This is a genomic window from Actinoallomurus vinaceus (assembly GCF_039542055.1).
Lineage (GTDB): Bacteria > Actinomycetota > Actinomycetes > Streptosporangiales > Streptosporangiaceae > Actinoallomurus > Actinoallomurus vinaceus.
Window position 1 is genome coordinate 140,515 of record NZ_BAABHK010000004.1, and the last position, 25,013, is coordinate 165,527.

Genomic DNA, 25,013 nt, shown 5'->3' on the forward strand with positions numbered 1-25,013 from the left:
GCGACCGGCCCGCCGGTTCGGTTTGGGGAGGGGCGGTGGGGTTGGTAAGCTGTTCCACTGCGTGTGGGCGCGACAGGTCCCGCGCCCCCATCCCATCGACTTAAGACCTGAGGCTTCTTTCGTGGCGAACATCAAGTCCCAGATCAAGCGGAACAAGCAGAACGAGAAGGCTCGCCTGCGCAACAAGGCGGTCAAGTCCGAGCTTAAGACCGCGATCCGCAAGTTCCGTGAGGCCGCCGAGGCCGGTGACGTCGAGGCCACCCTCGCCGAGCTGCGCCACGCTTCGCGCAAGCTCGACAAGGCCGTGAGCAAGGGCGTCATCCACAAGAACCAGGCTGCCAACCGCAAGTCGGCGATCGCCAAGCGCGCCGCCGAGCTGCAGGCCGCCAAGTAAGACAGACCTACGCGTCACCGACGCCGTGCCCACTGGTCCGGGCGCGGCGTCGTTGTGCTTGCCATCGGCCTCGCCCCCGGCCGCGACGAGTGCCGCCCTGTCCGCCGTCAGCGAGGCCGACCCTCGACGCCGCACCGCCGGTCCGCCATGAGCGCCCGCCCTCTCGACGCCGGCCCAAGCCGACCATCGTAGCCTGAGACCGCGCACGCTCCCCCGGGCGGCACCTCAGGTCCACGCTCGCCCTTCCTGGCGGCCCCTGCTCCGCCGACGCGCCGGGACCGCGGCACTCGCCCCCGCCCGCGTACCGCCTCCCGGGCAGCCCACTCTCCTCGGTGCCCCGGACCCGCAGCCGCGTACGACCTCCCGCCGATGCCTCGCTCGATCGGCCCCTGGCCGTGCGCGATCCCTCCGGGCGGCGGTGTCCGGCTCGTCGCCGGACGTGGTCACGGGTGCGTCGCTGTCATCGCCCGCTCGACGTCGGCCCAGGTCAGCGTGGCCTCGACCCAGTCCGGAGGCGAGGCGTCCTGCGGGCCGAACAGGTAAAGGTGCGGCACCAGGCCCCGCAGCGCGTTGTGCACGCCGAGCCGGTCGTCGATCATGTGGGTGATGCGGAGTTCGGCGCAGTGCACGGCCTTGTCCGCGCGTTTGCGGCAGAACCGCACGTTGCCGCGTGGGACCCCGGTACGCCGGTAGAAGTCGTTGTGGTCGAGCCAGTCCAGGGTGCGCCGCTGGACGCGTTCCCCGCACTTGGAGATCACCCATGCCCGTCCGCCGAACCCCGCGACGAGCCTGGGCAGCACGTCGAACGCGCCGGGCGTGGGCGGAGTGCGCATCGCCTCCTCGTGCCCGCCGCTCAGGAAGACGGTGTCCTCTTCTCCGGGTTCGGCCGCACCTCCCTGGATGACCCGGCCGAAGTCGACGCCGAGCCGTGGCTCTCTGATCGTGTTCATAAGGATCAGAGTGCGGTACGGGACGGGCGACGCGAAACGGATTTATCGCCGGGCGGCCGCCTCGCGGCGGGTGGGCGACGGATTCATCGTCGGCCGGCTGCCTCGCGGCGGGCGGTCAGCGGCCCGCGCGGGCGGCGACGATCTGGGCGACGGCCTTCTCCAGCGCGTACGCCGGATCGGCGCCGCCGCCCTTGACCTGCGCGTCGGTCTCGGCGACCACCTGCAGGGCCCGAGCCACCCCGGTCGGCTCCCATCCGCGAAGCTGCGCACGCACCCGGTCGACCTTCCAGGGTGGCATGCCGAGCTCCTTGGCCAGTCCGGCCCCGCGCAGGCCGCGCGGCGCGCCGCCGACCTTGGCGAGGGAGCGCACCCCTTGGGCGAGCGCACTCGTGATCAGCACGGGCGCGACGCCGGTGGCCAGCGCCCAGCGGAGCTGCTCGAGTGCCTCGGCGAGCTTCCCCTCCACCGCCCGGTCGGCCACCGTGAATCCGCTGACCTCAGCACGTCCCCGGTGGTAGCGGGCGACGGCCTCGTCGGTGATCCTGCCGCCGGTGTCGGCGACGAGCTGACTGCACGCGCTGGCCAGCTCCCGTAGATCCGTGCCGACCGCGTCGAGGAGGGTACGGGCGGCGTCCTCTCCGATGCTGCCGCCGGCCCGGCGAACCTCGGCGCGGACGAAGCTCACGCGGTCGCCGGGCCTTGTGATCTTCTGGCAGGTGACCTTACGGGCGCCCGCCTTGGTGAGCGTGTCGAGCAGCGCCTTGCCCTTGGCCCCGCCCGCGTGCACGACGACCAGGTCGATGTCGTCGGCCGGGTTCGCGGCGTACCGGCCGATCTCGGCGGCCAGGTCCTTGCCGAAGTCCTGGGCCGAACGGAGGACGACGACGCGCCCGCCGCCGAACAACGAGGGCGACGTCAGCTCGGCCAGGGCGCCCGGCGCCAGGGTGGCCGGGGTCAGCTCGTGGACCTCGACGTCGGACTCCCGGGCGCGGGCCGCGGCGACGACGTCGCCGATCGCCCGGTCGACGAGCAGCTCCTCGTCGCCGACGACCAAGGTGAGACGTTCCGAAGACACGCAAGCAGCATGCCATGTCGCGGCACCCCGTACCGCCCATGGCCGTCAGTCCCGGACGTCCCAGCTGCTCGGGCGGAAGGCGACGGCGCGCATGTCGCCGATGTCGTCGTTCTTCGGGTCCCCGGGCAGCCCCATCAGCCGGGCGAGGGTCCACCAGGTCAGCGGATGGACCTCCTTGTACTCGACGAGCACGGCCCGGCGCTCCTCGTCGGACAGGAAGCGGTGCTCCGGCTCGAGGAGGCGGAGGTGCCCGATGCGGATCTCGAGGGCGCGACCCGCCCGGAGGTTCTTCACCCAGTCGGCGCGGTTACCCCACCCGGAGAACACGATGACCTCGCCGGCCTCGTGGTCGAGCTTCACGACCTCCAGCACGGTCTCGCGGCGCAGCCCGCTCAGCCGCCCCTGGTGCGCTAGGTAGAGGAACCTCTTCCCCAGCAGGAAGCCGAGATTCCGGTGGTAGAACCACAGGGGCGTGCGCACGACACGGAGCAGGAACCCGCGCGGCCGGGGGACACTGGAGACTCCTCGGGGCATTGTCCAATGATGCCGTGATCACGGCGCGTGAGCCATCGGCGGGTCCGAGTCCGCGCAACGGGTCTGTGATCCGGCCTACAGCCGGGAATCTCCGGATTCCACGGCAGGTTGTTCGAATGTGCTCGAACTAGATGACCTACGCCTGTCCGTGCTCGACCTCGTGCCCGTGAGCACGCAGACCACGCCCGGCGCCGCGCTACGGGCCAGCATCGACCTGGCCCAGGCGGTCGAACGGCTGGGCTACCACCGCCTGTGGGTGGCCGAACACCACAACATGCCGGGCATCGCGAGCTCCTCGCCTCCCGTGCTGATCGCGCACCTGGCGGAGGCGACGTCGACCCTTCGGGTCGGGTCGGGCGGGGTGATGCTGCCCAACCACGCGCCTCTGGTCGTGGCCGAGCAGTTCGGCATGCTCGAAGCACTGCACCCCGGGCGCATCGACCTCGGCATCGGCCGGGCGCCCGGCACCGACCAGGCCACCGCGTACGCGCTGCGGCGGACCGCCGGCCTGGACGTCGAGGACTTCCCGCGGCACCTGGCGGAGCTGAGGGCGTTCCTCGCCGGATCCTCCCTCGGGATCCGGGCGGTGCCCGCGGGCGAGAACCCGCCGGAGATCTGGCTGCTCGGCTCGAGCGGCTACAGCGCGCAGCTCGCGGGTGCGCTCGGGCTGCCGTTCGCGTTCGCCCACCATTTCAGCGCGCGGTTCACCGAGCCCGCACTGGAGCTGTACCGCTCGACGTTCCAGCCGTCCGAGTCGCTCTCCCACCCGCGTGTCATGGTGACCGCCGCCGTCGTCTGCGCCGAGACGGACGAGGAGGCGGAACGGCTGGCCGCCCCGATGGGCCTGTCCATGCTGCGCCTGCGGGCCGGGAGGCCGGGTCTGCTGCCGACGCCGGAGGAGGCACTGGCCCACCCGTACACGCCTCAGGAACGCGAGGCCATCGGCGCCATCACCGAGTCGCACGTGATCGGCGGCCCGGAGACGGTACGCAAGGGACTCCTCGAACTGCTGGACCGCACCCGCCCGGACGAACTGATGATCTCCACGAACGTCGGTGATCCGGCCGCGCGACTGCGCTCGTACGAGCTGGTCAAGGAGGTCCTCGGCACCGGTGGATCGCAGGGTCCGGTCGCCGTCTGACGCAGCGTCACCCGGGACCGGGGGCCTAATCCGATTAGGCCCCCGGTCTCTTCACCACATAAAGACCGACGAACATAATGGCCGTCTGATCCGGCCGCGCATCACGAGAATCGCGCACGTCGAAAGGTCTTCCTGGTGAAATTCAAAAGCTCCGGCCAGCGCCTGAGCCCACTTCTCGTCATCGCCGCCATATCGTCACTGGCCGCCTGCTCGTCCCCGGCCAAGACGTCATCGGCGGACGCACCCGCGCGCGCCGACCAGGGATCGAAGAATGTCGCCGCCGTGAAACTCGACGCCAAGCCGCGGGAGGTCGCGGCCGTCAAAGAGGTCGAGGCATACGACGACGTTCCGACGATGACCGCTTCATCGGACCTGGTGATCCGCGGCCGGGTCACCCAGATCACGCCTGGCCGGCACATCGGCAGCAGCGGCATGGACGGGCAGCGCGTACGGGACGTCGCGATCAAGATCGAGCAGGTCTTCCTCAACAAGACCGGCACCACGCCGGCCACGGTGACGCTCGACGAGTGGGGCTGGGACGACCGCGGGCACGGCTTCCAGATCGAGGGCGTCACCTGGAGCAACGCCGGAGACGAGAACTACTACTTCCTCCGGAGGATCGACGAGGGGCGGTTCCGGCTGGTCAGCACGCAGGGCCGAGTGTCGGTCAAGGGCTCTCGGCTGAGCCCGACCGCAGCGGAGGACAGTCCCGTTCACGAAGCGGTCGAGAGGCAGTCGGAGACCGCCTTCCGCGCCTCCTTGCGAAAGGCCTCCGCCGACTACCGCGCGGGCCGCCTCCGCGCCGTCCCGGTGCCTTCTCAATAGCGAACGCCAAGACCTCAGTCGATCCTCACGGAAGGCGCATGACGATTATGCGAATCTCTTCGGCGCGCATCGCGGCCATCGCCGGCTGCACGGCCGTTATCGCGGTGTTCGGAGCTCCGGTGTCTTATGCGGACCACCAGTTCAAGGGTACGGGACTCCCGGACAGCTCGACCCAGGAATTCCAAGGGCACAGCCTGACCGCTAAGGGCACGGCCGCGATGAAGCACGGCAAGCAGCAGCTGGAGCGCAGCAAGATCAAGACGAAATGGGGAAGCGGCGACATCCACTTCTTCGACGGGAAGTACGGGAAGACCGGCTGGTTCGGCCAGACACGGTGCGAGGTCCGTAGCGGGCCGAAGTGCGGATCGTTCAGCATCCATTTCAACCAGAGCGAAATGGGGTCCCGCTCGACGAGCGCGTGGGAGAGCCTCGGCTGCCACGAGGTGGGCCACACCGGAGACCTCGGCCACCGGAAGAGCAGCAAGTCCTGCATGATCGACGGCAACTCCTTCCCGCGGAACTACGACGCGCACGACCTCTGGGCGATCAACAAGACGCTCTGACGGCCCCCGCCCCGCCGCCCAGGCGACTCACTGGCGCTGCCCCGCAGCCGCCTCGCCGGCGCTGACCACAGGCGAGTCGCCGGTCTCGGCCACCGGCGCCTCGCCGCGCCGGCCGCAGCCGCCCCGTCGGTGCCGACCACAGGCGACTCGCCGGCGCGCACCGCAGCCGCCTCGTCAGTGCCGACCACAGGCGACTCGCCGGCGCCGACCGCAGCCGGCTCGGCGGCGTCGGCCACAGGCGAATCGGTGATGCCGACGCTGTTGATGTGCACGCCGATCGGCGTCGGTCGGACGGTGGCGCCCGGCCCTTCGGGAACGGCCCCACGCACCTCGCATGGCAGGACATCAGCCGCGTGATCTCGTCATCCGGATCTCGTCATCCGGATCTCGGCCGCCGGGTGACGACCGTGGGGCCGTCGCGGGAGCCGATGACGGCGATGTCGCCGTCGCGATCCGTGCGATAGCTCCGCAGACCGAGACGGGCCAGCAGGGCCATCGTCGCGGGCGCCGGATGACCGTAGTCGTTGTCCACCCCGACCGACGTGACGGCGATGCGCGCGTGCGTGGCGGCCAGGAAGTCAGGGTCCTGGTGAGAAGATCCGTGATGCGGCACCTTCAGAATGTCGGCGTGGGGCGTCCCGGCGGCGAGGAGTCGTCGCTGCGCTTCGGTCTCGACGTCGCCGCAGAGGAGTGCGCTCAGGCCGGGCCAGCGGGCCAGGAGCACCACGCTGGCGTCGTTGACCTGCGTTCCGGGGTCGCGGGTCGACACGCGCAGGGTGGTCAGGGGGCCGATGACGCCGAGCGTCAGCGGCCCGACCGTCCAGACGTCACCGATGCCCGCCGGGCGGACCCGCCTCCCGACGAGCAGACGACGCTCCTCCCCCTCGCTGTCCGGGCTGATCACGGTCTCGCCGACCACGCGCCCACGCAGCACGCCGCGCACGCCGTCCACGTGGTCGGCGTGCGGGTGGGTCAGCACGAGCAGCGGCACGGCGCGGATCCGAAGGTCGCTCAGGCAGCGGTCGATCGGCCGGGGGTCGGGCCCGGTGTCGACGACCACCGCCCGGCCGGGCCCCGCCGCCAGCACGAGCCCATCGCCTTGGCCGACGTCGCAGGCCACGAACTGCCAGCCGCGTGGCGGCCAGCCAGGCGCCCAGACGTGGACGATCAGGGCCACGACGGCGACCCCGGCCATCGCGGCGGCGGCGACCCTACGCACCCCCGGCCGGCGCAGGGTGAGCGCGCCGACGATGAACACCACCGCCAGCAGCGCCGCCCCGACGGGCCCGGCCGGCCAGGCGACCGCGGCGTACGGCGCGCGGGCGCACACCCGTGCGACGCCGGCGATCCAGCCGACCGCCAGCCCGGCCGGTACGACGATCACCCGGGCGATGGACAGGGACATCGGCGCGACGGCGGCGGCCAGCACACCGAGCAGAGTCGCCGGCCCCACCGCCGGAGCGGCCAGGAGATTGGCCGGCACGGCGACGAGGCTCACCTCTCCGTCGAGCAGGACGAGCACCGGGGCGCAGGCAACATGCGCCGCGGCGGACACCGCCAGCGGCTCCGCCACCATGGCGGCCACGCGGCGAGGGACACGCCCGGGCACGCTCCCGGGCAGCCGCCGGGCCAGGCACCGCCGCCACGGAGGCCCGAACACGAGAATGCCGGCGGTCGCCAGCGCCGACAGCGCGAAGCCGTACGAACGGGCGAGCCCCGGATCGAGCAGGACCAGCGCGATGACGGCCGCGCAGAGCGCCGGAACCCCACGGCGCTCCCGGCCGGTCACGACGGCGAGCAGGGCGACGGAGCCCATGACGGCCGCGCGAAGAACGCTCGGCGACGGTCGCGCGACGAGGACGAACCCGAAGACCGTCGCCCCGGCGAGCAGCGGAAGGGTCCGGCGGCCCAGCCCCGTGAGGCGGCCCACCAACAGGACGGCACCGATCAGCAGGGAGAGATTCTCACCGCTGACCGCCATGAGATGCGTGAGCCCGGCCTTCTCGAACGCGTCGGTGAGCTCGGGATCGAGAAGCGACGTGTCACCGTCCACCAGGCCGGGCAGGACGCCGCGCTGGTCGGCCGGAAGCCGACCCACCGCCGCCCGCAGCCGTGATCGGATGACGCTCGCCCACCGCTGCGGAAGCGACGGCCCACCGACGACCGTCGGCGGCCCGCGGACCAGACCGACGGCCGCGAGCAGCTCACCACTGCGCGGGACGACGAGCCTCGCGGCGAGGCGGACGTGCTGGCTCGGCACCAACGGTTTCCACGCCTCGTCGCTCGCGAGCAGGAGGACGGGCACCCGGACCCGCCGTCGCTCCACCTCCTCCACCCGGACCGGCACCAGAACGGTCGTGCGCCGACGCGCCGACCCTGCCTTCACCGACACCACCGGGTCACCGGTCACCACCGCGCCGAGGGTCACCGTGGCCTCCCTCACCGCCAAGGCCCGAACCGGCCCGGACCCCACCGCGGTCAGCCGGAACCCCACCCCCGCCGCCGACGCCGCCACGCAGGCCAGTACGCCCACCATGACCCGCCGGGAGACAACGCGGCCCCCGGCCGGCCACCCCGCGGCGGGAGGCCCCACGGTGGCACACCCGGTGGCGGTCGGCGCTCCCGCCGCGGACCGATCGGCGGCCGGACACTCATCGGCGGGCCCATCGGCGGCCGACCACTCCAAGACCCGCCGCCCCGCGACCCCACGGTCCTCGATCGCACCGGCCCCGGACCGCCGATCCCCCGCCGACAGGCCCCCGGCCCCCAGGTCATTGGCCGACCGCTCGCCGGCCTCCAGGTCGTTGGGCGACAGATCCCTGACCCCCAGGTCGTTGACCGACAGGCCCCTGACCCCCGGATCGTCGGCCGACAGATCCCTGACCGACCGGCCCACGATCGACCCGCCCCCGATAGAGCGGACCCTGGCCAACCGGGTCCTGGCCAAGAGGCTCGCGACGTGGGGGGACTGGTCTCGGGCCGAGCGGGTCGCCAGGAGCACCGCTCCGAGGACGGCGACCGCGGCGGTCGCATACGCCACGGCGGCGTCGGTCCCAAGTAGGAGGAGGGCCGCCAGCCAGGCACCGGCCGCCGGGGCGGCCAGCCGCAGGTCGTGACCGCCGTCCGTCGCCGGCCCGCCTTCGGCGCCCTCCCCGCCACCGGCCCGCGGCCCGCCCTCGGCCTCATCCCCGCCACCAGCCAGCGGCACATCCCCAATCGCTCCGCCGCTCGCCGGCATCCCGCCGGCCACCGGCGGCACGCCCCCGACCGTCCCACCGTTGCCCGACACCCGGCTCTCACCCCCTCTCCGTTCCCCCAGCACCTGGCTCTCGCCCCCTTCGCCGTTTCCCCGACGCGCGGCCCTCGGCCGACCCGCCAATCGCCGACGCCCCGCCACCCGTCAGCGGCACCCCGTCGTCCGCGGCGGGCGTTGCCGGCGGTCGCGGTTCGGAAAGGGCGGTGAGTCGCGTGGCGGGGTGGCGCTCACACGGTCACCAGCGCTTTGAGGTCGTCGAACTTGGCGGCGCCGATGCCGGACACCTGACGCAGCTCGTCGACCGAACGAAACGGGCCGTGCCGCGTGCGGTAGTCGACGATGCGCTGGGCCAACACGGGACCGACGCCGGGCAGTTGGTCGAGCTGGGCGGCGCCGGCGGTGTTCAGGTCGAGCGGCGTGCCGGCGGGCAGCGTCGGACCCGACGGTGCGACCGGTGGCACGGCGGGCGCGGGGGTGGCGTCGACGCCCACGAGGACCTGCTCACCGTCCACGACGCGGCGGGCGAGGTTGAGCATCCCTGTCCGGGCACCGGGCAGGGGCCCGCCGGCCGCCTTGATCGCGTCGATCACCCGGGCGCCGGCCGGCAGGCTCACCACTCCCGGGTGCCGCACCTTCCCGGCGACGTCGACCAGCACCGGTGACGGGGAGGAGACGGGCGCGGCGGTCGTGGTCGGCATGGCGGGGCTCGGCGCCGACGCGTCCACCGGGGCGGCCCGATGCGCGGCGGGACTGACGACGACCGGTGGGGCCGGTCGGGGCTCCGGACGCGACCACCAAAGGTACGCACCCGCCACGAGCGCCGCCACAAGACCGACGACGGCCAGCACCCGGATCCCCGGGGCGCCCGGGTCGAGCCGCGCCCGTCTCCCGGGGTCCCGGGGCGAGGCCCGTAACGCCGCTCCCGGCGGTTGCGGGCCCGCGTCGTCGGGCCCGAACGACTGCGGCGGACGGAAGACGTCACGAAGTCGGTCGAACGCGGTGGCATCGGGGCTGGACATGAGCTCGACGCTAACGGAGCGATGACCCGACGCGACCGCTTCGATGCGGACTGTGGATAACTCTCCACGCGTGGCACGAGGACGGCCCCATGCGTACCGGGCCGACGTGCGCGACGACCGGCCCCCACCGACATGGAGCCGGGCGGACGTCATCAGGCGACGGATGATCGATGCCGTTGACGGCCCCCGGATCATGAGTCATGAAGAACTCGTCGGCTCCGGAACCGGGTGTCTTATCCTGTGGTCTAATTCCGGCGTGTGCAGCATTTGCCCGACAATCGGAGTCCCATGAGTGAGAACCGCATCGACATGCTGTTGAACGGCTCATCCGATCAGACGGCGAGCCCTTTCATCGGATCCGCGGATCCCTCCTCGGCCACCTCGCAGAGCGGGGGCATCCAGAACACCACGGCGCCCGACCGATACACGGTTCCGACCGGAACGGACGCCGGAAAGGGTCAGCTGCCGTCCGACTCCGACGCGCAGGTGTTCGTCGACGGGCATGAGGTCGCGGCCGGTGACGACGGTCTGAACGTCGATGTCCTGGCCGACGGGTCGGCGAAGATCTCGCACTCCGCCACCGGTTCGGACACGGGCGGCTCCGGGCAGCACGGTGACGGGTCCGACAAAGGCCACGGCCAGCAGGGCGACGGCCTGCTGGGAGCCGAACAGCCTCACGGCAACACGTCCACGCCGGCATCCCCGGAGAACGGCCATGCCGGTCACTCCCCCGGCACGGGACAGGACCAGCACCCGCAGCATGTCAAGGGCGATGGCCCTCATGCCGCCGAAGCGAACATCTCCGAGCACGGATTCGGGAAGCACGCACCGCAGGTCGTCACCACCAAGAACCCCGACGGCAGCCTCGACGTCCTGGTCCGCAAGGGCCCGCACAACCCGCATGACATCCGCGTCCACGTCGATCCGGGCAAGCACGTCACGATCGACGTCTCGCGCGGAAAGCACGGAGACGTGAAGGTCAAGGTCGACAAGGCCAAGCCGGGTGACGGTACGTCAAAGGACGGTCAGGGCAAAGGAGCCGGAGCCGACCCGAACGGCAAGGACGGGAAGGGTCAGGACGGCAAAGGCAAGGACGGCGACAAGGCCTCCTCGCCGAAGACGCCGTCGGCCGGGGGCGGCAGCCCGTCCGGAGGCGGCAGTCCGTCCGGGGGCGGTGGCCCCTCGGGTGGCGGTGGCCCTTCAGGGGGTGGGGGCGGTTACCCGACCACTCAACAGCCGCCGAAACGTGCGGGCGGCGGGCAGCGCAACGGCGATCCTCAGGCGATCAAGAAGCTCGGCGACGACATCGACCAACAGGCCGGCGGGACGATGGACACCGCTCATGAGAAGGCGTCCAACATCAGCGTGAGCTGGCCGGCGTTCGGCGTGCTCGGTTTTCCGCTGAACATGGCGCACAACTCCGTACGGGACAGCGCGACCAACTACGTGCAGCAGGGCCGGTCCATGCTCACGAACTGGCAGAAGACGCTCGGCACGAACGCCCAGACGTGGCAGCAGGGCGAGGACGCCAGCACCGTCCAGCCGCAGCAGTGACGGCCGGTTCGGTCACATGAGGGGAGCGACAACATGAGCATGTTGGAAGCGGGCAAGTGGATGTGCATGGCGGCCATCGCGGAGACGATGTACGCCGCGTGCGTGATCCCTGGAGCCTATCCCGCGGTCGTCGAGATGGGCCTGGCGTACTCCGACCCCGGCCAGATGGACAACGCGGGCACCGACTGGAAGACGACCGCGAGTCAGCTCCAGCAGGTCGGCACGAAGTTGGAGGAGTTGGCCAAGGGGGTGCCTCTGGACAAGTGGCAGGAGGGCGGCCGTGAGGCGTTCGATGCGGCGCTGATCAAGTACAAAGGGGAGCTGGCGAAGGTCAATCAGTTCACCGATGACGTCGGCGGGATGTTGAAGATCGCCGGATACGCGTTCTTCGCGTTCGCGGTGCTCGCCTTCGCCATCGGGACGCTCCTCGCGGTGTGGGCGACCAGCATCCTGGCGACCGCGTGGACCATCGTCGGTGGGGCCGCGTTGGAAGCCGCGGGCAACGCCGTCGCCGGGGTCTGCGACACCATCCTGTCCGCCTCCTGCGTCAGCCTGAAGACCGCCCTGATATCGATCGCCGGCATCATCGGCGCCGGCATGGGGGTCTACATGTACTCCCAGCACAAGGCGATGGACCCGACGGGGCAGGGCCCGGTCAACTTCCAGCAGGCGACCCTCATGCCGACGTCCCCGAACGTGCAGATGCCAACGACCACCTGATCTCCGGCGAGACCCGGCGCCGGGCGGTCGTCCCTCCCGGCGCCGGGTCGATGCTCACAGGCCGAGGCGTTTGCGGACGGCGTCGAGCTCGCCCATGACGTCCTTCATCGTACGGTCGTAGGCGGCCTGTGCCTCCTTGGCCTTGGCCACGGCGGCGTCCTGGTCACCGGCGAGCTTCATCGGATTGTCCTTCTCTCCGAAGACTTCGCCCATGGCCTCCGCGACCTGACGCTGCAGATCCTGTGCGGCCTCCTGGACCGTCGACCTGATGGTGTCCGCGAGGTCCTTGGATCCCATGCGCAGGGCCCGTGGATCGATCTCGAGACCGGTCAGCCCTCCGGACATGGTGTACGTCGCCTTGATGCGCCCCTCGGCCGCCTCGGCCTGCCCGACGAGGTCGGCCAGCCGCTCGTTCATCTCCTGAACGCGTGACATCCTTTCCTGCGCCCCGCTGAGCAGCTTGTCGACATCGATATTCGCGAAAGCCCCGAAGCCCTCCACGCGTTCCCTCCGTATTCGCGCCGAGTGCTGATTATCGCCCTAAACGTCGCCCGGACTCCACAAAACCCGACGCCGTCAGGCCCGGCAAGCGTCAGATCCGCTGCCACCCTGACCGCATTTCACCGTACTGGCCGCGCGGAAGGCCGCGCACAAGCCGCCCGAACGACTCCGTCGCGCCGGCGGCGGCTCACTGCTCCCGGCGGGACACGACCACGCCGAGCATTCCCGGGCCGACATGCGCGCCGATGACCGGCCCGACCTCTCCGACGTACAGGTCGTGCAGTTGCGGGATGCGTTCGCGCAGGTGGCCGGCGAGGGCGGCGGCCCGTACGGGCGCGGCCAGGTGCTGGACGGCGGCGTCGACGGGCCGATCGCCGGCGAGTTCGACGGCCAGCTCCTCCAGCCTGGCGAGGGCTCGCGAGGTGGTGCGGACCTTCTCGAGCGGCGCGATGCGCCCGTCGGCGATGCGCAGCAGCGGCTTGATCATCAGTGCGGAGCCCAGGAGGGTCGCCGCCGCGCCGATCCGGCCGCCCCGGCGCAGATGCTCGAGCGTGTCGACGTAGAACAGCGAGCGGGTCGCCCGGATCCGGCGTACCGCTGCATCGGCCACGGCGTCGAGGTCGCCGCCGGCGATCGCCGCCCGGGCGGCTGCCAGAACGGAGAAGCCGAGCCCCATGCCGAGCGATCGGCTGTCCACCACGCGAACCGGGATCGGCGCCTCCTTGGCGGCCAGCCGGGCCGACTCGACGGTTCCCGACATCTCCGCGGACAGGTGGACGGACACCACCCCGGAGGCCCCGGACTCGGCCGCCTTGCGGAAGGCGTCCGCGAAGCTCTCCGGCGACGGCCGGGACGTCGTGACGGGCCGCCAGTCGCGGAACCCGTGGGCGACCTCCGCGGCCGTACGGCCCAGGCCCTCCTCGAACGTCTCCCCGCCGACTCCGACCTGCAACGGCACGACGGTGACGCCGTGCGCCGCGACCAGTTCGTCAGGGAGGTAAGCGGTGGAATCAGTGACGACCGCGACCGCTGCTGTCATACCGGGAGTGTAGGGCGGTAAGCGACATAAGCGGCTGAACCTGGACGGCCGCGCGTCACCGTCGCCAGGGCATGCAGCCGGGTCTCGGCGAACACGGCGGCGCGTCGGCGACTCATTCGCGGTGTGGCCGCATGCCGGGAGGCCGACTTTCCGTCACCGGACATCGCGCACCCGGCCTCGCTGCCTGAGCCTCTGCCACGGTGTGGCGGCATGCCGGGAGGCCGGCCTGCCGTCACTGGGGCATCGCGCACCCGGTCTCGGCGCCTGAGCCTCCGCCACGGTGTGGCACCCGCCGTTCGGCCCTCGGTACCTCGCCTGTCCCGAGAGCGCCGGCGCCGCTCAGGCCGACTGGTCCACGGACGGCTCTTCGTGACCGCCGCCGACCTCCGCGGCGGAGTCATGCTGCACCGTGGGCGGCAGGCTCGGCTCGAGCAGCCGTATGGCGACCACGGCGAGGCAGTCGATCACGCAGAGAGCGATCCACGGCAGGGCGCGGTGGAGGTCGAACAGCGTGGCGAAGAACGTCGGCGCGATGATCCCGGCGATGGTGAACGAGTATTGGAAGGCGGCCATGTAGCGCCCCCTGAACTCGGGGGGAGACATCGCGGTCGCGAGCGCGATCGAGACGGGCGCATGCAGCACCTCGGCCAGGGTGAACAGTGCTGTGGAACCGATCAGCACGGGGATCACCCAGGCGTGCCGGCCTGGGACGAGGCCGGACAGTAGGAGACACCACACGGCCCACAGGGCGGCCGCGGTCATGACGGCTCGGGTACGCCGGTAGCCGGCGAGCCGTTTGACGACGGGTGCGGCCAGCACCGAGACCAGGACGGTGTTGCCCACGAAGAGCGCGGATGTGAGCCAGGCCGGGCCGTGCAGGCCGGTGAGCACGAAGGTGGGCAACCCCAGGCCGAGCATCATGCTCGTCATCGCCAGGGTCGTGTTGATGCCGGTCAGCGCGACGAACGGGCGGTCCCGGAGGAGCGTCCCATATCCGGACCGGGCTTGTTCGGTTTCGTGGCGGAACCGTGGTGCGCGAACGAAGACGGTGATCGCGGCGGCGGCCGCGGTGAAGCAGGCGGCCGCGCCGTAGGCGACGGCGCGGTAGGCGACGGCGCGGTAGGCGACGGCACGACCGTCGGCGATCACAGCACCGGTGATCAGACCGCCGGCGCCGAGCCCTACGGTGCGGGTCGTGTTGGTCCAGGCGAACCAGGAGTCGGTACTCAGGGTGGAGGTGCTCGCGTCGGCATAGTCCGCGACCGCGGTGAAGATGCTCGACCAGAAGAACCGCACGCCCACGGCCACCAGGCTCGCCGCGAGAAAGATGCCGGCCGGGTCGTCGACCCGGCCGTAGGCGAGGTAGCCCAGCGCCTGCATGACCTGGGCGGCGACGACCAGCGGCAGCGCGCCCAGCCTGTCGGCCAGCGCACCGGCCCAGACGGGGACCGGCAGCGTGACGACGTTGGCGACGCTGATCAGGATGCCGAGGAGGCTCAGTGGCACGTCGGTGAGCCGGGTGAAGAACACCAGGGACAAGGGGAGGAAGAGCCCGTTGCCGAGCGAGTCAATGACCAACGCTCCGATCAGGACGACGCCTCCGCGTGCCTTGGTCGAACCGGCCGTCTCCGAGGTCGTCTTAGTGATCATCACCGTTTAGCGTACGTTGCGCTCCTTTCGCCGGAGGTGAGCGGAAGGTCGGCCTGATCAGCGAGCTTCGGGAGACGGCGCGTCGTCCCCGGCCGCGTCCTGGCCGGCGGCCGAGGCCGGAGTGGGGCGCTGGACACGGGCGGCCGGGGACCGGCGGCCGACGATGAAGTAGAGGATGATCGCGGCGTTGAGGATCAGGGAGCCGATCGGGCTGACGAACGCGAGCAGGGCGGCGAGGAGGTAGCTCACCGGCCCGAGCAGCGATCGGCGGCGGGCCTCGTGGGCGAGTTCCCGTGCGGCCGGGTGCAGCAGGTACGGCCGGGCGCACAGGTGATTCCACAACAGGGTGAACCAGGCGGCCGCCAGCGTGAGCGACGCCGAGTAGAACACGGCGGCCGGGGCGGCGTCGTGGCCGGTGAGGTGGTTGCCGAGCGTCGCGGTCGGCAGCGGCAGGTAGGACAGGGTGGCCAGCATGCCGAGGTTCAGGAAGAGCAGGCCACGGTCGACCCGCCGCACCTGGTGGAACATGTTGTGGTGGTGGATCCACGCGATGCCGATGACCAGGAAGCTCACGGCGTACACCGCGAGCGCCGGCCACTCGTGACGCAACGCCGGCCACACCTCTTCCCCGGCGGACGGGGCCTTCACCTCAAGAATAAGGAGCGTCGCGGCGATCGCGATCACGCCGTCGCTGAACGCCGCCAGCCGTCCGGGGGCGATCGCCTCCGCCATCTCCTCAGTCTCATCAACGCGATCGGACACGACAGGCGACTCCAACGAAGAGGAACGGTGGAGCCGCATCGTACGCGGACGGAAACGATCTTTGGGTGGCAACGACCCGGTGCTTGGGAAGGCGTCGTCATCGAGCATCCGCACGTGCGCGGCCCGCACCTGGCCACACCGCACGCGCGGTCACGTAGGCGAGGAGGTCCTACGGCCGGGTCAGGACGCCCACCGCACCGCACGTGCGGTCACGTGGGCGAAGGTGTTACGGCTGGACGGGGACGCCGCCGCGCCAGACGCGCAGCGCGCGGAGGCCGAACGCCCAGGCGAACGCGCCCTCGTGGTCGGCGTCCCACAGGACCATGTCGGCGTACATGCCCGGCACCAGCGCGCCCCGGTCGGAGACCCGGAGGGCGGCCGCGCCGCCGAGGGTCGCCGCGCGGAGCGCCTCGTTGACGCTGAGGCCGAACATCGCGACCGACAGGCCGATCACGAGCGGCATCGACGTGATGCCGCACTGGCCTGGGTTGTGGTCGGTGCCGAGGGCCAGGGTGACGCCGCGGTCGAGCATGGCGCGGACCGGCGGGGTGCGGCCGTTGTGCAGGGCGCTGCCGGGGCAGACCGTCGCGGCGACCCCGCCGTGGTGCAGTGCCTTGATGTCGTCGTCGTTGGCCTCGGTGAGCAGGTCGGCCGAGGCGCAGCCGACCTCCGCCGCGACCTGGGCGGCGCCGACCCGCTCGTTGGCGCAGGCGTGCAGGCGCGCTTTCAAGCCGACGCGCTGGCCGGTCATGAGCAGGACGCGGGCCTCGTCCGCGGTGAAGTGGCCCTCGTCGCAGTAGACGTCGATGCTGTCGGCGCCCGCGGCGGCCGCGTCGCCGGCCCAGAGGCGGACCGCCTCGATGTAGTCGCGGCGGCGGCCGAAGTACTCCGGCGGCAGCATGTGCGCGGCGAGGAACGTCGCGTGGATGCGCGGCATCGAGGGCTCTTCCTCGAGCGAGCGCAGCATCCGGACGTCGGCCAGCTCGCCGTCGCGCGTCAGGTGGTATCCGGTCTTCGCCTCGACCGTGGTCGTCCCGCCGCAGATCCACTGCCGGAGCCGCTCGCGGACGTTGTTGCACAGCGTCCAGGGATCGGTGCCGCGGGTCACGGTGACGGTGGAGGCCACCCCGCCGCCCGCTGCGACGATCTCGTTGTTGGACGACCCGCTCGTCCGCATGGCCAGCTCGGCCCAGCGGTTACCGGCGTACACCGGGTGCGAGTGCGCGTCGATGAGCCCGGGCGTGACGAGGCCGCCACCGAGATTCTCGACGTGGTCGACATCGACGATGTCGTCGATGACACCGGGGACGCTCTGCGGAAGGTCCGAGGCGGGACCGGCCCATACGATCCGGTCGTCGTGCACGAGAATGGCGGCGTTGCTGCACACATCGGTGCCGGTCCACAGCCGACCGATATTCGTCAGCAAACGCACGGTCATCGCGTCACCGCCCGATTCTGCGGTCGCGCGCCGGTGAAGGGTGTCCGGACGCCATGCAGCGGGTCACCTGCTCTCGCTCGATTACGCCGGCGGCACTGCCGACGGACCCAAGTCGGATAAGGGGTGATCAGCCGACCACCTGGAGCAACGAGCCCGGGAATATCGGTTTCGTCACCGTAGTGCACGAATGGCCACGCTGTACAGCCTCACGCGACATACCGCTCCTAAACCGCCCCAGCGGCCGACTGCTACAGGTGCCTTGACGATACCTCACTCCCGCCCCATCCCCGTACCGAACGATGGAATCGAGAAGGGGGGCGGGCGCACCGGGCGGCGAGGCCCGAATTCGGACCCCGCCGTCCGGTTTTACGGTCAGGCGGGCGTCGTGGCTGTCAGGCGGGCGTGGTCGCGTACGGCTCCAGCTCGCCGGCCACGCGCGCGGGGACGCGGGCGTGGATGGCCGTGCCGTCGGCGGTGTGCTCCTGGGAGAGCACCTCGCCGAGGTCGTGTACCCGGGCCACGAGGTCGCCGCGCTCGTACGGGACGAGGGCGTGCACCTCGTGGTCGCCGCGCGGGAGCTGCTCCTCGATCGCCTCGAGGAGGGCGTCCAGGCCTTGGCCGGTGCGCGCCGAGACGACGACGCTGCGCGGCTCGCGGCGGCGCAGCCGGGCCAGGGAGATGGTGTCGGCCACGTCGGCCTTGTTGATCACGATGAGCTCGGGCACGTCGTCCGCGCCGAGCTCGCGCAGCACCTCGCGGACCGCGGCGATCTGCGCCTCCGGGTCCGCGTCGGCGCCGTCGACGACGTGCAGGATCAGGTCGGCGTCCGAGACCTCCTCCAGCGTCGAGCGGAACGCCTCCACCAGCTGGTGCGGCAGGTGACGGACGAACCCGACCGTGTCGGTGATCGTGAACGCCCGGCCGTTCGGCGTGCTCGCCCGCCGGACCGTGGGGTCCAGGGTGGCGAACAGCGCGTTCTCGACGAGGACGCCGGCGCCGGTGACGCGGTTGAGCAGGCTGGACTTGCCGGCGTTGGTGTAGCCGGCGATCGCGACCGAGGGGACCTCGCGGGTGCGCCGCCGGGACCGCTTCGTGTCGCGCGCCTTGCCCATCTCGTTGATCTGGCGGCGCAGGCGGGACATGCGGGACCGGATCCGGCGCCGGTCGAGCTCGATCTTCGTCTCACCGGGGCCGCGGCCGCCGATGCCGACGCCGCCGGCGGCGCGGCCGCCGACCTGGCGGGACAGGTTGCCACCCCAGCCGCGGAGGCGGGGAAGGAGGTAGTCGAGCTGGGCCAGCTCGACCTGCGCCTTGCCCTCACGGCTGCTGGCGTGCTGGGCGAAGATGTCGAGGATCAGGGCGGTCCGGTCGATCACCTTGACCTGGACGATCTCCTCCAGCTGGCGGAGCTGGCTCGGGGTCAGCTCGCCGTCGCAGATCACGGTGTCGGCGCCGCTGGAGATCACGACGTCGCGCAGCTCCGCCGCCTTGCCGGACCCGATGTAGGTCGCCGGGTCGGGCTTGGAACGCCGCTGGACCATGCCCTCGAGGACGTCGGATCCGGCGGTCTCGGCCAGGAGCGCGAGCTCGCGCAGGGAGTTCTCGGCCTGAGCCTCGTCGCCGTCGGTCCAGACCCCGATGAGGACCACGCGCTCCAGTCGCAGGGCGCGGTATTCGACCTCGGTGACGTCGGCGAGCTCCGTCGACAGGCCGGCCACGCGCCGCAGCGCCTGACGGTCCTCCAGGTCCAGCTCGCCGGTCAGCGGCGTCTGCTCTGGCTCTTCGTAAGGAAAGTTCGTCATGTTCCCCCATGTCAACGCCGGAACGTCGCCGGATCTTCCCTGATGCTGCCACGTCCGGGCCCCGAACACACCTGCTTATTCCGGGCACGGCCACGTCCGGTCCGGAGTTGTCCCTTCCCCACCCGGGCAGGGATATCCCCGGGCGCCCGCCGACGCGGGGACACCACCGTCCCCGCCGGGGCGGGATCACCCCCGGCACCGTTGACCGAGCTGCGGCGATCTTAATATCGTTTCCATTAAGCAGAAGAATAATTTCACTATACGAAAGGCGGCCTCGATGCCCGGACTTGACGGCGTGGAGCTGACCGGCCCCGTCCACGAGCGATACGACGAGATCCTCACGCCCGAGGCGCTGGGCTTCCTCGCCGCCCTGCAGCGGGAGTGCGGCGCCCGCCGCGAGGAGCTGCTGCGCAAGCGCGCCGAGCGTCAGGAGGAGCTGACCCGGGGCGGCACGCTGGACTTCCTGCCGGACACGGCGGGCGTCCGCCACGACGACTCCTGGCGGGTCGCCAAGCCGGCGCCGGGCCTGGAGGACCGTCGCGTCGAGATCACCGGCCCGACCGACCGGAAGATGACCATCAACGCGCTCAACTCCGGCGCGAAGGTGTGGCTGGCCGACTTCGAGGACGCCAACACGCCGCTGTGGGAGAACATGGTCGGCGGCCAGCTCAACCTCCGCGACGCCCTCGACCGCACCATCGACTTCGAGACCGGCGGCAAGGCGTACCGCCTCAAGCCGGACGAGGAGCTCGCCACCATCGTCGTCCGCCCACGCGGCTGGCACCTGGACGAGAAGCATGTCCTCGTCGACGGCAGGCGCATGTCGGGCTCGCTGTTCGACTTCGGCCTCTACTTCTTCCACTGCGCGCGCCGCCAGCTCGCCAAGGGCAAGGGACCGTACTTCTACCTGCCGAAGATGGAGAGCCACCTCGAGGCGCGCCTCTGGAACGACGCCTTCAACCTCGCCCAGGACCTCCTGGAGATCCCGCGCGGCACGATCCGGGCCACCGTCCTCATCGAGACGATCCCGGCGGCGTTCGAGATGGAGGAGATCCTGTACGAGCTGCGCGACCACTCCGCGGGGCTGAACGCCGGCCGCTGGGACTACCTGTTCTCGGTCATCAAGAAGTTCCGCGCCCGCGGGCGGCAGTTCCTGCTGCCGGAGCGCAACGCGATCACGATGACGGCGCCGTTCATGCGCGCCTACACCGAGCTGCTCGTCCGTACCTGCCACAAACGTGGCGCGCACGCGATCGGCGGCATGGCGGCGTTCATCCCCTCCCGCCGCGACGAGGAGGTCAACAAGGCCGCGTTCGAGAAGGTCCGGGCCGACAAGACCCGCGAGAGCAACGACGGCTTCGACGGCTCGTGGGTCGCCCACCCCGACCTGGTGCCCGTCTGCCGGGAGATCTTCGACGGGGTCCTCGGCGACGAACCGAACCAGCTCGGCCGGCTCCGCGAGGAGGTGTCCGTCTCCGCCTCGGACCTGCTCGCCGTCGACAAGACCCCCGGCGATATCACCGAGGCGGGGCTGCGGGGCAACATCAGCGTCGGCCTGCAGTACATCGCCACCTGGCTCGGCGGCAACGGCGCGGTCGCCATCTTCAACCTGATGGAGGACGCCGCGACCGCCGAGATCTCCCGCTCGCAGATCTGGCAGTGGCTGCACAACGACGTCCATCTCGCCGACGGCCCCCAGGTCACCACCGAGCTGGTCGAGCAGATCATCGAGGAGGAGCTCGGCAAGATCCGCGAGTCGTACGGCGACGCGTTCGACGAGCAGCGGTTCGCCGAGGCGGTCGGCCTCTTCAAGGAAGTCGCGCTCGCCGACGACTACGCCGACTTCCTCACCCTCCCGGCGTACGAACGCATGCCGTGACTCTCGCCGATCATCGGAAAAAGGGTGAATATGGGTGGTATGGCACGGCTTGACGCGCTCGCGGACCGGCTCAGCAGGATCGTCGGCGCGGGCAGCGTCCTGACGGATCCGGCCGAGCTGGCGACGTACGACTGCGACGGCCTGACCTACCACCGCGCCACACCGGGGATCGTGGTGCTGCCGGACACCGCCGAGCAGATCGCGGCGATCGTCCGGGCCTGCGCGGCGGACGGCGTGCCGTACGTCGCGCGCGGCTCGGGCACCGGCCTGTCCGGCGGCGCGCTCCCCCGTACGGACGGCGTGCTGATCGTGACCTCCAGGATGCGGCGCGTCCTGGAGGTCGACGCCGCCAACCAGCGCGCGGTCGTCGAGCCCGGCGTGATCAACCTCGACGTGACCCGGGCCGCGCGGCCGTACGGCTACTACTTCGCCCCCGACCCGTCGAGTCAGCAGGTCTGCTCGATCGGCGGCAACGTCGCGGAGAACTCCGGCGGCGCGCACTGCCTGAAGTACGGCTTCACCGTCAACCACGTCCTGGCCTGCGAGGTCGTCACCCCGGACGGGGAGATCGTCGAGCTGACCGAGGGTCCCGGCTACGACCTGCTGGGCGCGTTCGTCGGCTCGGAGGGCACCCTCGGCATCACCACCAAGGTCACCGTACGGCTGACGCGCCTGCCGGAGACCGTGCAGACGCTCCTGGCCGGGTTCGACACCATCGAGCGGGCCGGCGAGGCGGTGTCGGCGATCATCGCGGCCGGGGTCGTACCCGCCGCGATCGAGATGATGGACGCCCTGTCCATCGAGGCGGCGGAGGCGGCCGTGCGCTGCGGCTACCCGCCGGGCGCGGGAGCGGTGCTCATCGTCGAGCTGGACGGGCCCGCCTCGGAGGTGGACTCGCAGTTCGCCCGGGTGAAGGAGCTGTGCGCGGAGGCGTTCGAGATCCGGGTCGCGGCCGACGACACCGAACGCGGGCTGATCTGGCGGGGCCGCAAGTCGGCGTTCGCCGCCGTCGGGCGGATCAGCCCGGACTACATCGTGCAGGACGGCGTCATCCCCCGCACGACGCTGCCGGAGGTCCTCGCGCGCATCGACGCGCTCTCCCGCGAGCACGGCGTGCGCGTCGCGAACGTCTTCCACGCCGGCGACGGCAACCTCCACCCGCTCGTGCTGTTCGACGGCGCGGAGCCGGGCGCGGGCGAGCGCGCCGAGGAGGTCTCGGGGAAGATCCTCGACCTGTGCATCGAGCACGGCGGGTCGATCACCGGCGAGCACGGCGTGGGGATCGACAAGGCCAAGCACATGCCCCGGATGTTCACCGCCGAGGACCTGGACACGATGCAGATGGTGCGGTGCGCGTTCGACCCGGCGGGGCTGTGCAACCCGGGCAAGGTGTACCCCACGCCCCGGCTGTGCGGCGAGGTCCCCGGCCGGCGCACGGGGGTGCATCCGCTGGTCGAGAGCGGGAAGGCGGACCTGTTCTGATGGCGGCCCTGGACGCCCTGGCGAAGGCGTGCGAGGCCCGCCCGGGCGAGGCGGCCGACGCCGTGCAGGGCGTCGCGCCCGCGTACGTCGCCGCGCCCGCCACGGTCGCCGAGGCGGCCGACCTGATGCGGACGGCGGCCGAGCACGGGCTCACGGTCGTCCCGCGCGGCGCGGGCACCAAGCTGCACTGGGGCGCGCCGCCGGAGAGCTGTGACCTGCTCGTCGACACCCGCCGGCTCGGCCGGATCGTCGAGCACGCCGCCGGGGACCTCGTCGTCAAGGCCGAGGCGGGGCTGGCCCTGGACGAGCTGCGCGGCGTCCTGGCGGGAGCGGGCCAACAGCTCGCCCTCGACCTCCTGCCGCCGGGCGGCACCGTGGGCGGCGTCCTGGCGACCGGCGTCGCCGGGCCGCGCCGGCTGCTGTACGGCTCGGCCCGCGACCTGCTCATCGGCATCACCGTGATCCGCGCCGACGGCGTCGTCGCGCACGCGGGCGGCAAGGTCGTGAAGAACGTCGCCGGGTACGACCTCGGCAAGCTGTTCACCGGCTCGTACGGGACGCTCGGCCTGATCGTCGAGGCGGCGTTCCGGCTGCATCCGCTGCCAAGCGCGACGGCATACGTCTCGGCCACGGCCTCCGATCCCGCGCAGGCCCTCGAGATGGCCCAGGCCGTGCTGCACTCGACGCTGGTCCCCGCCGCGATCGAGGTGGACGGCCCCGATCCGATCACCGTCGCGGTCCTGCTCGAAGGCGTGCCCGGCGGGGTGCCGCCCCGGGCGGAGGCGGCGCGGAGCCTCATCGGCGGCCGCATCGGCGAGAGCCCTCCCGAATGGTGGGCCCGGCTTCCCGACGGCGAGGTCCTGGCCGAGGTCCGGGCCCTGCCGACCGCCCTCCCGGACCTGTTCGCCGAGCTGCCGGACGGCCGGGCGCGGATCCGCGGCTCTGCCGGGCGCGGCGTGTGGCACGCGGCCCTGCCCGCCGACGGCGCGGACGAGGCGCTCACGCGGCTGCGCCGCCACGGCACCGCCGTCGCACTCACGGCACCGGCGGGCGCCCGGCTCGACCGATGGGGGCCGATTCCGGCGCTGCCGCTGATGCGCCGTGTCAAGGACCAGTTCGATCCCGGGCACCGCCTCGCGCCGGGCCGCTTCGCCGGAGGTATCTGATGGAGGAGTTCCGGGAGCTGCTGGACGACTGCGTGCACTGCGGGTTCTGCCTGCCGACCTGCCCGACGTACGTGCTCTGGGGCGAGGAGATGGACTCCCCGCGCGGCCGCATCCACCTCATGGACCAGCTCGAGCGCGGCGGACCGCTGACCGCGTCGACCGTCGAGCACATCGACCGGTGCCTCGGTTGCATGGCCTGCGTGACGGCGTGCCCGTCCGGGGTCCGCTACGACCGGCTCATCGAGATGACGCGGGCCCGGGTCGAGGACGACCATCCCCGGTCGCGCGGGGAGCGGCTGCTGCGCGAGGCGATCTTCGCGGTGTTCCCCTATCCGCGGCGGCTGCGGGCGCTGCGCGGGCCGCTGCGCGCGTACCGGCGGCTGAACCTCGACCTCGCGCCGCTGCTGGAGCGCCTCTCCCCCACCCTCGCCGCGATGGAACGCCTGACGCCGCCGCCCGCCCGGCACGTCCGGCTGCCCGAGCGCGTCCCCGCCCAGGGCGAGCGCCGGGCCGTCGTCGGGATGCTGACCGGGTGCGTGCAGCGGGAGTTCTTCCCCGGCGTCAACGCCGCGACCGCCCGCGTGCTCGCGATGGAGGGCTGCGACGTGGTCCTCCCGAAGGGCCAGGGCTGCTGCGGGGCGCTGTCGCTGCACACCGGCCGGGACGAGGAGGCCAGGGCATTCGCGCGCCGGACGATCGAGACGTTCGCGGACGTGGACGTCGTCGTGGTCAACTCCGCCGGGTGCGGGTCGGCGATGAAGGACTACGGCGCGGTGTTCGCCGGCGACGCGGAGTGGGCCGAGCGCGCCGCCGCGTTCTCGGCGAAGACGCGGGACCTCGCGGAGTTCCTGGCCGAGCTGGGGCCACGCGCCACCCGCCACCCTCTGGAACTGGCGGTCGCCTACCACGACGCGTGCCACCTCGCGCACGCCCAGGGCGTCCGCGCGCAGCCCCGGCGGCTGCTCGGCGACATCCCCGGGCTGGAGGTCCGGGAGGTCGCCGACCCGGAGATCTGCTGCGGATCCGCCGGGGTCTACAACCTGCTGCGGCCGGAGGCCGCGAGCGACCTGGGCGACCGGAAGGCGCGGAACGTCGCGGCCACCGGCGCGGACCTGCTCGTCGCCGCGAATCCCGGCTGCACTCTGCAGATCACCACCGCCCTGCGCCGCCGGGGAGAGCACCTCCCGGTGGCCCACACGGCGGAGGTCCTGGACGCGTCCATTCGGGGGATCGGCAAGGAGTCATTCCTCTCCCGGAGGTGAG

The 25,013-nt window shown here is 71.7% G+C and carries 21 protein-coding genes; 10 read left to right on the forward strand and 11 right to left on the reverse strand.

Annotated elements, in window-relative coordinates; all coding sequences use genetic code 11:
* Nucleotides 1-121 precede the first annotated feature (121 nt).
* Nucleotides 122-394 (forward strand): 30S ribosomal protein S20, encoded by a 273-nt coding sequence (rpsT, locus tag ABEA24_RS15840; RefSeq protein WP_345431584.1) that lies wholly within the window; start codon nt 122-124, stop codon nt 392-394.
* A 443-nt stretch (nt 395-837) separates the two neighbouring features.
* Here rpsT and ABEA24_RS15845 read toward each other — a convergent pair whose 3' ends face one another.
* From ABEA24_RS15845 to ABEA24_RS15855, 3 genes are all read right to left on the reverse strand, one after another.
* A complete protein-coding gene (locus tag ABEA24_RS15845) occupies nt 838-1,344 on the reverse strand; it encodes a hypothetical protein (protein ID WP_345431585.1) in 507 nt (168 codons plus the stop codon).
* A gap of 115 nt (nt 1,345-1,459) precedes the next feature.
* Nucleotides 1,460-2,419 (reverse strand): DNA polymerase III subunit delta, encoded by a 960-nt coding sequence (holA, locus tag ABEA24_RS15850; protein WP_345431586.1) that lies wholly within the window; start codon nt 2,417-2,419, stop codon nt 1,460-1,462.
* Nucleotides 2,420-2,464: 45 nt separating this feature from the next.
* Nucleotides 2,465-2,953 carry a nitroreductase family deazaflavin-dependent oxidoreductase gene (locus ABEA24_RS15855; RefSeq protein ID WP_345431587.1) on the reverse strand — a complete coding sequence of 163 codons (489 nt, stop codon included), beginning with the start codon at nt 2,951-2,953 and terminating at the stop codon, nt 2,465-2,467.
* Between the two features lie 118 nt (nt 2,954-3,071).
* On the opposite strand from ABEA24_RS15855, the gene ABEA24_RS15860 reads away from it, so the two are divergent.
* The 3 genes from ABEA24_RS15860 (at nt 3,072) to ABEA24_RS15870 (ending at nt 5,482) form a co-directional block, all read left to right on the forward strand.
* A complete protein-coding gene (locus tag ABEA24_RS15860; protein WP_345431588.1) occupies nt 3,072-4,094 on the forward strand; it encodes an LLM class flavin-dependent oxidoreductase in 1,023 nt (340 codons plus the stop codon).
* Nucleotides 4,095-4,229: 135 nt separating this feature from the next.
* Nucleotides 4,230-4,919: a hypothetical protein gene (locus tag ABEA24_RS15865; RefSeq protein ID WP_345431589.1), complete on the forward strand. Its 690-nt coding sequence runs from the start codon at nt 4,230-4,232 to the stop codon at nt 4,917-4,919.
* 38 nt (nt 4,920-4,957) lie between these two features.
* Entirely contained in the window at nt 4,958-5,482 is a 525-nt protein-coding gene (locus ABEA24_RS15870) for a hypothetical protein (RefSeq protein WP_345431590.1), read from the forward strand.
* Nucleotides 5,483-5,858: 376 nt separating this feature from the next.
* On the opposite strand, the gene ABEA24_RS15875 is transcribed toward ABEA24_RS15870, so the two are convergent.
* Both ABEA24_RS15875 and ABEA24_RS15880 read right to left on the reverse strand, forming a co-directional pair.
* Nucleotides 5,859-8,690 (reverse strand): ComEC/Rec2 family competence protein, encoded by a 2,832-nt coding sequence (locus tag ABEA24_RS15875; protein WP_345431591.1) that lies wholly within the window; start codon nt 8,688-8,690, stop codon nt 5,859-5,861.
* Between the two features lie 275 nt (nt 8,691-8,965).
* Entirely contained in the window at nt 8,966-9,757 is a 792-nt protein-coding gene (locus ABEA24_RS15880; RefSeq protein WP_345431592.1) for a ComEA family DNA-binding protein, read from the reverse strand.
* A 288-nt stretch (nt 9,758-10,045) separates the two neighbouring features.
* Here ABEA24_RS15880 and ABEA24_RS15885 point away from each other — a divergent pair, with 288 nt between their 5' ends.
* Nucleotides 10,046-11,311, forward strand: coding sequence for a hypothetical protein (locus ABEA24_RS15885; RefSeq protein ID WP_345431593.1), 1,266 nt, complete (start codon nt 10,046-10,048; stop codon nt 11,309-11,311).
* A gap of 33 nt (nt 11,312-11,344) precedes the next feature.
* Complete coding sequence (locus tag ABEA24_RS15890) at nt 11,345-12,031, forward strand: hypothetical protein (protein ID WP_345431594.1); 687 nt, start codon at nt 11,345-11,347, stop codon at nt 12,029-12,031.
* A 54-nt stretch (nt 12,032-12,085) separates the two neighbouring features.
* Here the strand turns inward: ABEA24_RS15890 and ABEA24_RS15895 are convergent, their stop codons facing one another.
* The 6 genes from ABEA24_RS15895 to hflX form a co-directional block, all read right to left on the reverse strand.
* Nucleotides 12,086-12,466: a YbaB/EbfC family nucleoid-associated protein gene (locus tag ABEA24_RS15895; protein ID WP_345431595.1), complete on the reverse strand. Its 381-nt coding sequence runs from the start codon at nt 12,464-12,466 to the stop codon at nt 12,086-12,088.
* A gap of 253 nt (nt 12,467-12,719) precedes the next feature.
* Nucleotides 12,720-13,571, reverse strand: coding sequence for a DegV family protein (locus ABEA24_RS15900; protein WP_345431596.1), 852 nt, complete (start codon nt 13,569-13,571; stop codon nt 12,720-12,722).
* Between the two features lie 339 nt (nt 13,572-13,910).
* The gene (locus ABEA24_RS15905) at nt 13,911-15,221 is read right to left on the reverse strand and encodes an MFS transporter (protein ID WP_345431597.1); all 1,311 of its coding nucleotides are present in this window, start codon (nt 15,219-15,221) and stop codon (nt 13,911-13,913) included.
* Nucleotides 15,222-15,278: 57 nt separating this feature from the next.
* The gene (locus ABEA24_RS15910) at nt 15,279-15,953 is read right to left on the reverse strand and encodes a TMEM175 family protein (protein ID WP_345431598.1); all 675 of its coding nucleotides are present in this window, start codon (nt 15,951-15,953) and stop codon (nt 15,279-15,281) included.
* A 256-nt stretch (nt 15,954-16,209) separates the two neighbouring features.
* On the reverse strand, nt 16,210-17,421 hold the full coding sequence (locus ABEA24_RS15915; protein ID WP_345431599.1) for an amidohydrolase family protein: 1,212 nt from the start codon (nt 17,419-17,421) through the stop codon (nt 16,210-16,212).
* Between the two features lie 392 nt (nt 17,422-17,813).
* Nucleotides 17,814-19,223: a GTPase HflX gene (gene hflX, locus ABEA24_RS15920; protein WP_345431600.1), complete on the reverse strand. Its 1,410-nt coding sequence runs from the start codon at nt 19,221-19,223 to the stop codon at nt 17,814-17,816.
* Between the two features lie 277 nt (nt 19,224-19,500).
* Between hflX and aceB the strand changes: the two genes are divergently transcribed.
* The 4 genes from aceB to ABEA24_RS15940 are packed head-to-tail and all read left to right on the forward strand — an operon-like array spanning nt 19,501 to nt 25,012.
* On the forward strand, nt 19,501-21,102 hold the full coding sequence (gene aceB, locus ABEA24_RS15925) for a malate synthase A (protein WP_345431601.1): 1,602 nt from the start codon (nt 19,501-19,503) through the stop codon (nt 21,100-21,102).
* Between the two features lie 39 nt (nt 21,103-21,141).
* A complete protein-coding gene (locus ABEA24_RS15930; protein ID WP_345431602.1) occupies nt 21,142-22,584 on the forward strand; it encodes an FAD-linked oxidase C-terminal domain-containing protein in 1,443 nt (480 codons plus the stop codon).
* Complete coding sequence (locus tag ABEA24_RS15935; protein WP_345431603.1) at nt 22,584-23,750, forward strand: FAD-binding oxidoreductase; 1,167 nt, start codon at nt 22,584-22,586, stop codon at nt 23,748-23,750. Before ABEA24_RS15930 ends, ABEA24_RS15935 begins: the two co-directional genes overlap by 1 nt.
* Complete coding sequence (locus ABEA24_RS15940; protein WP_345431604.1) at nt 23,750-25,012, forward strand: (Fe-S)-binding protein; 1,263 nt, start codon at nt 23,750-23,752, stop codon at nt 25,010-25,012. The genes ABEA24_RS15935 and ABEA24_RS15940 overlap by 1 nt, the downstream gene beginning before the upstream one ends.
* Nucleotide 25,013: the final 1 nt, after the last annotated feature.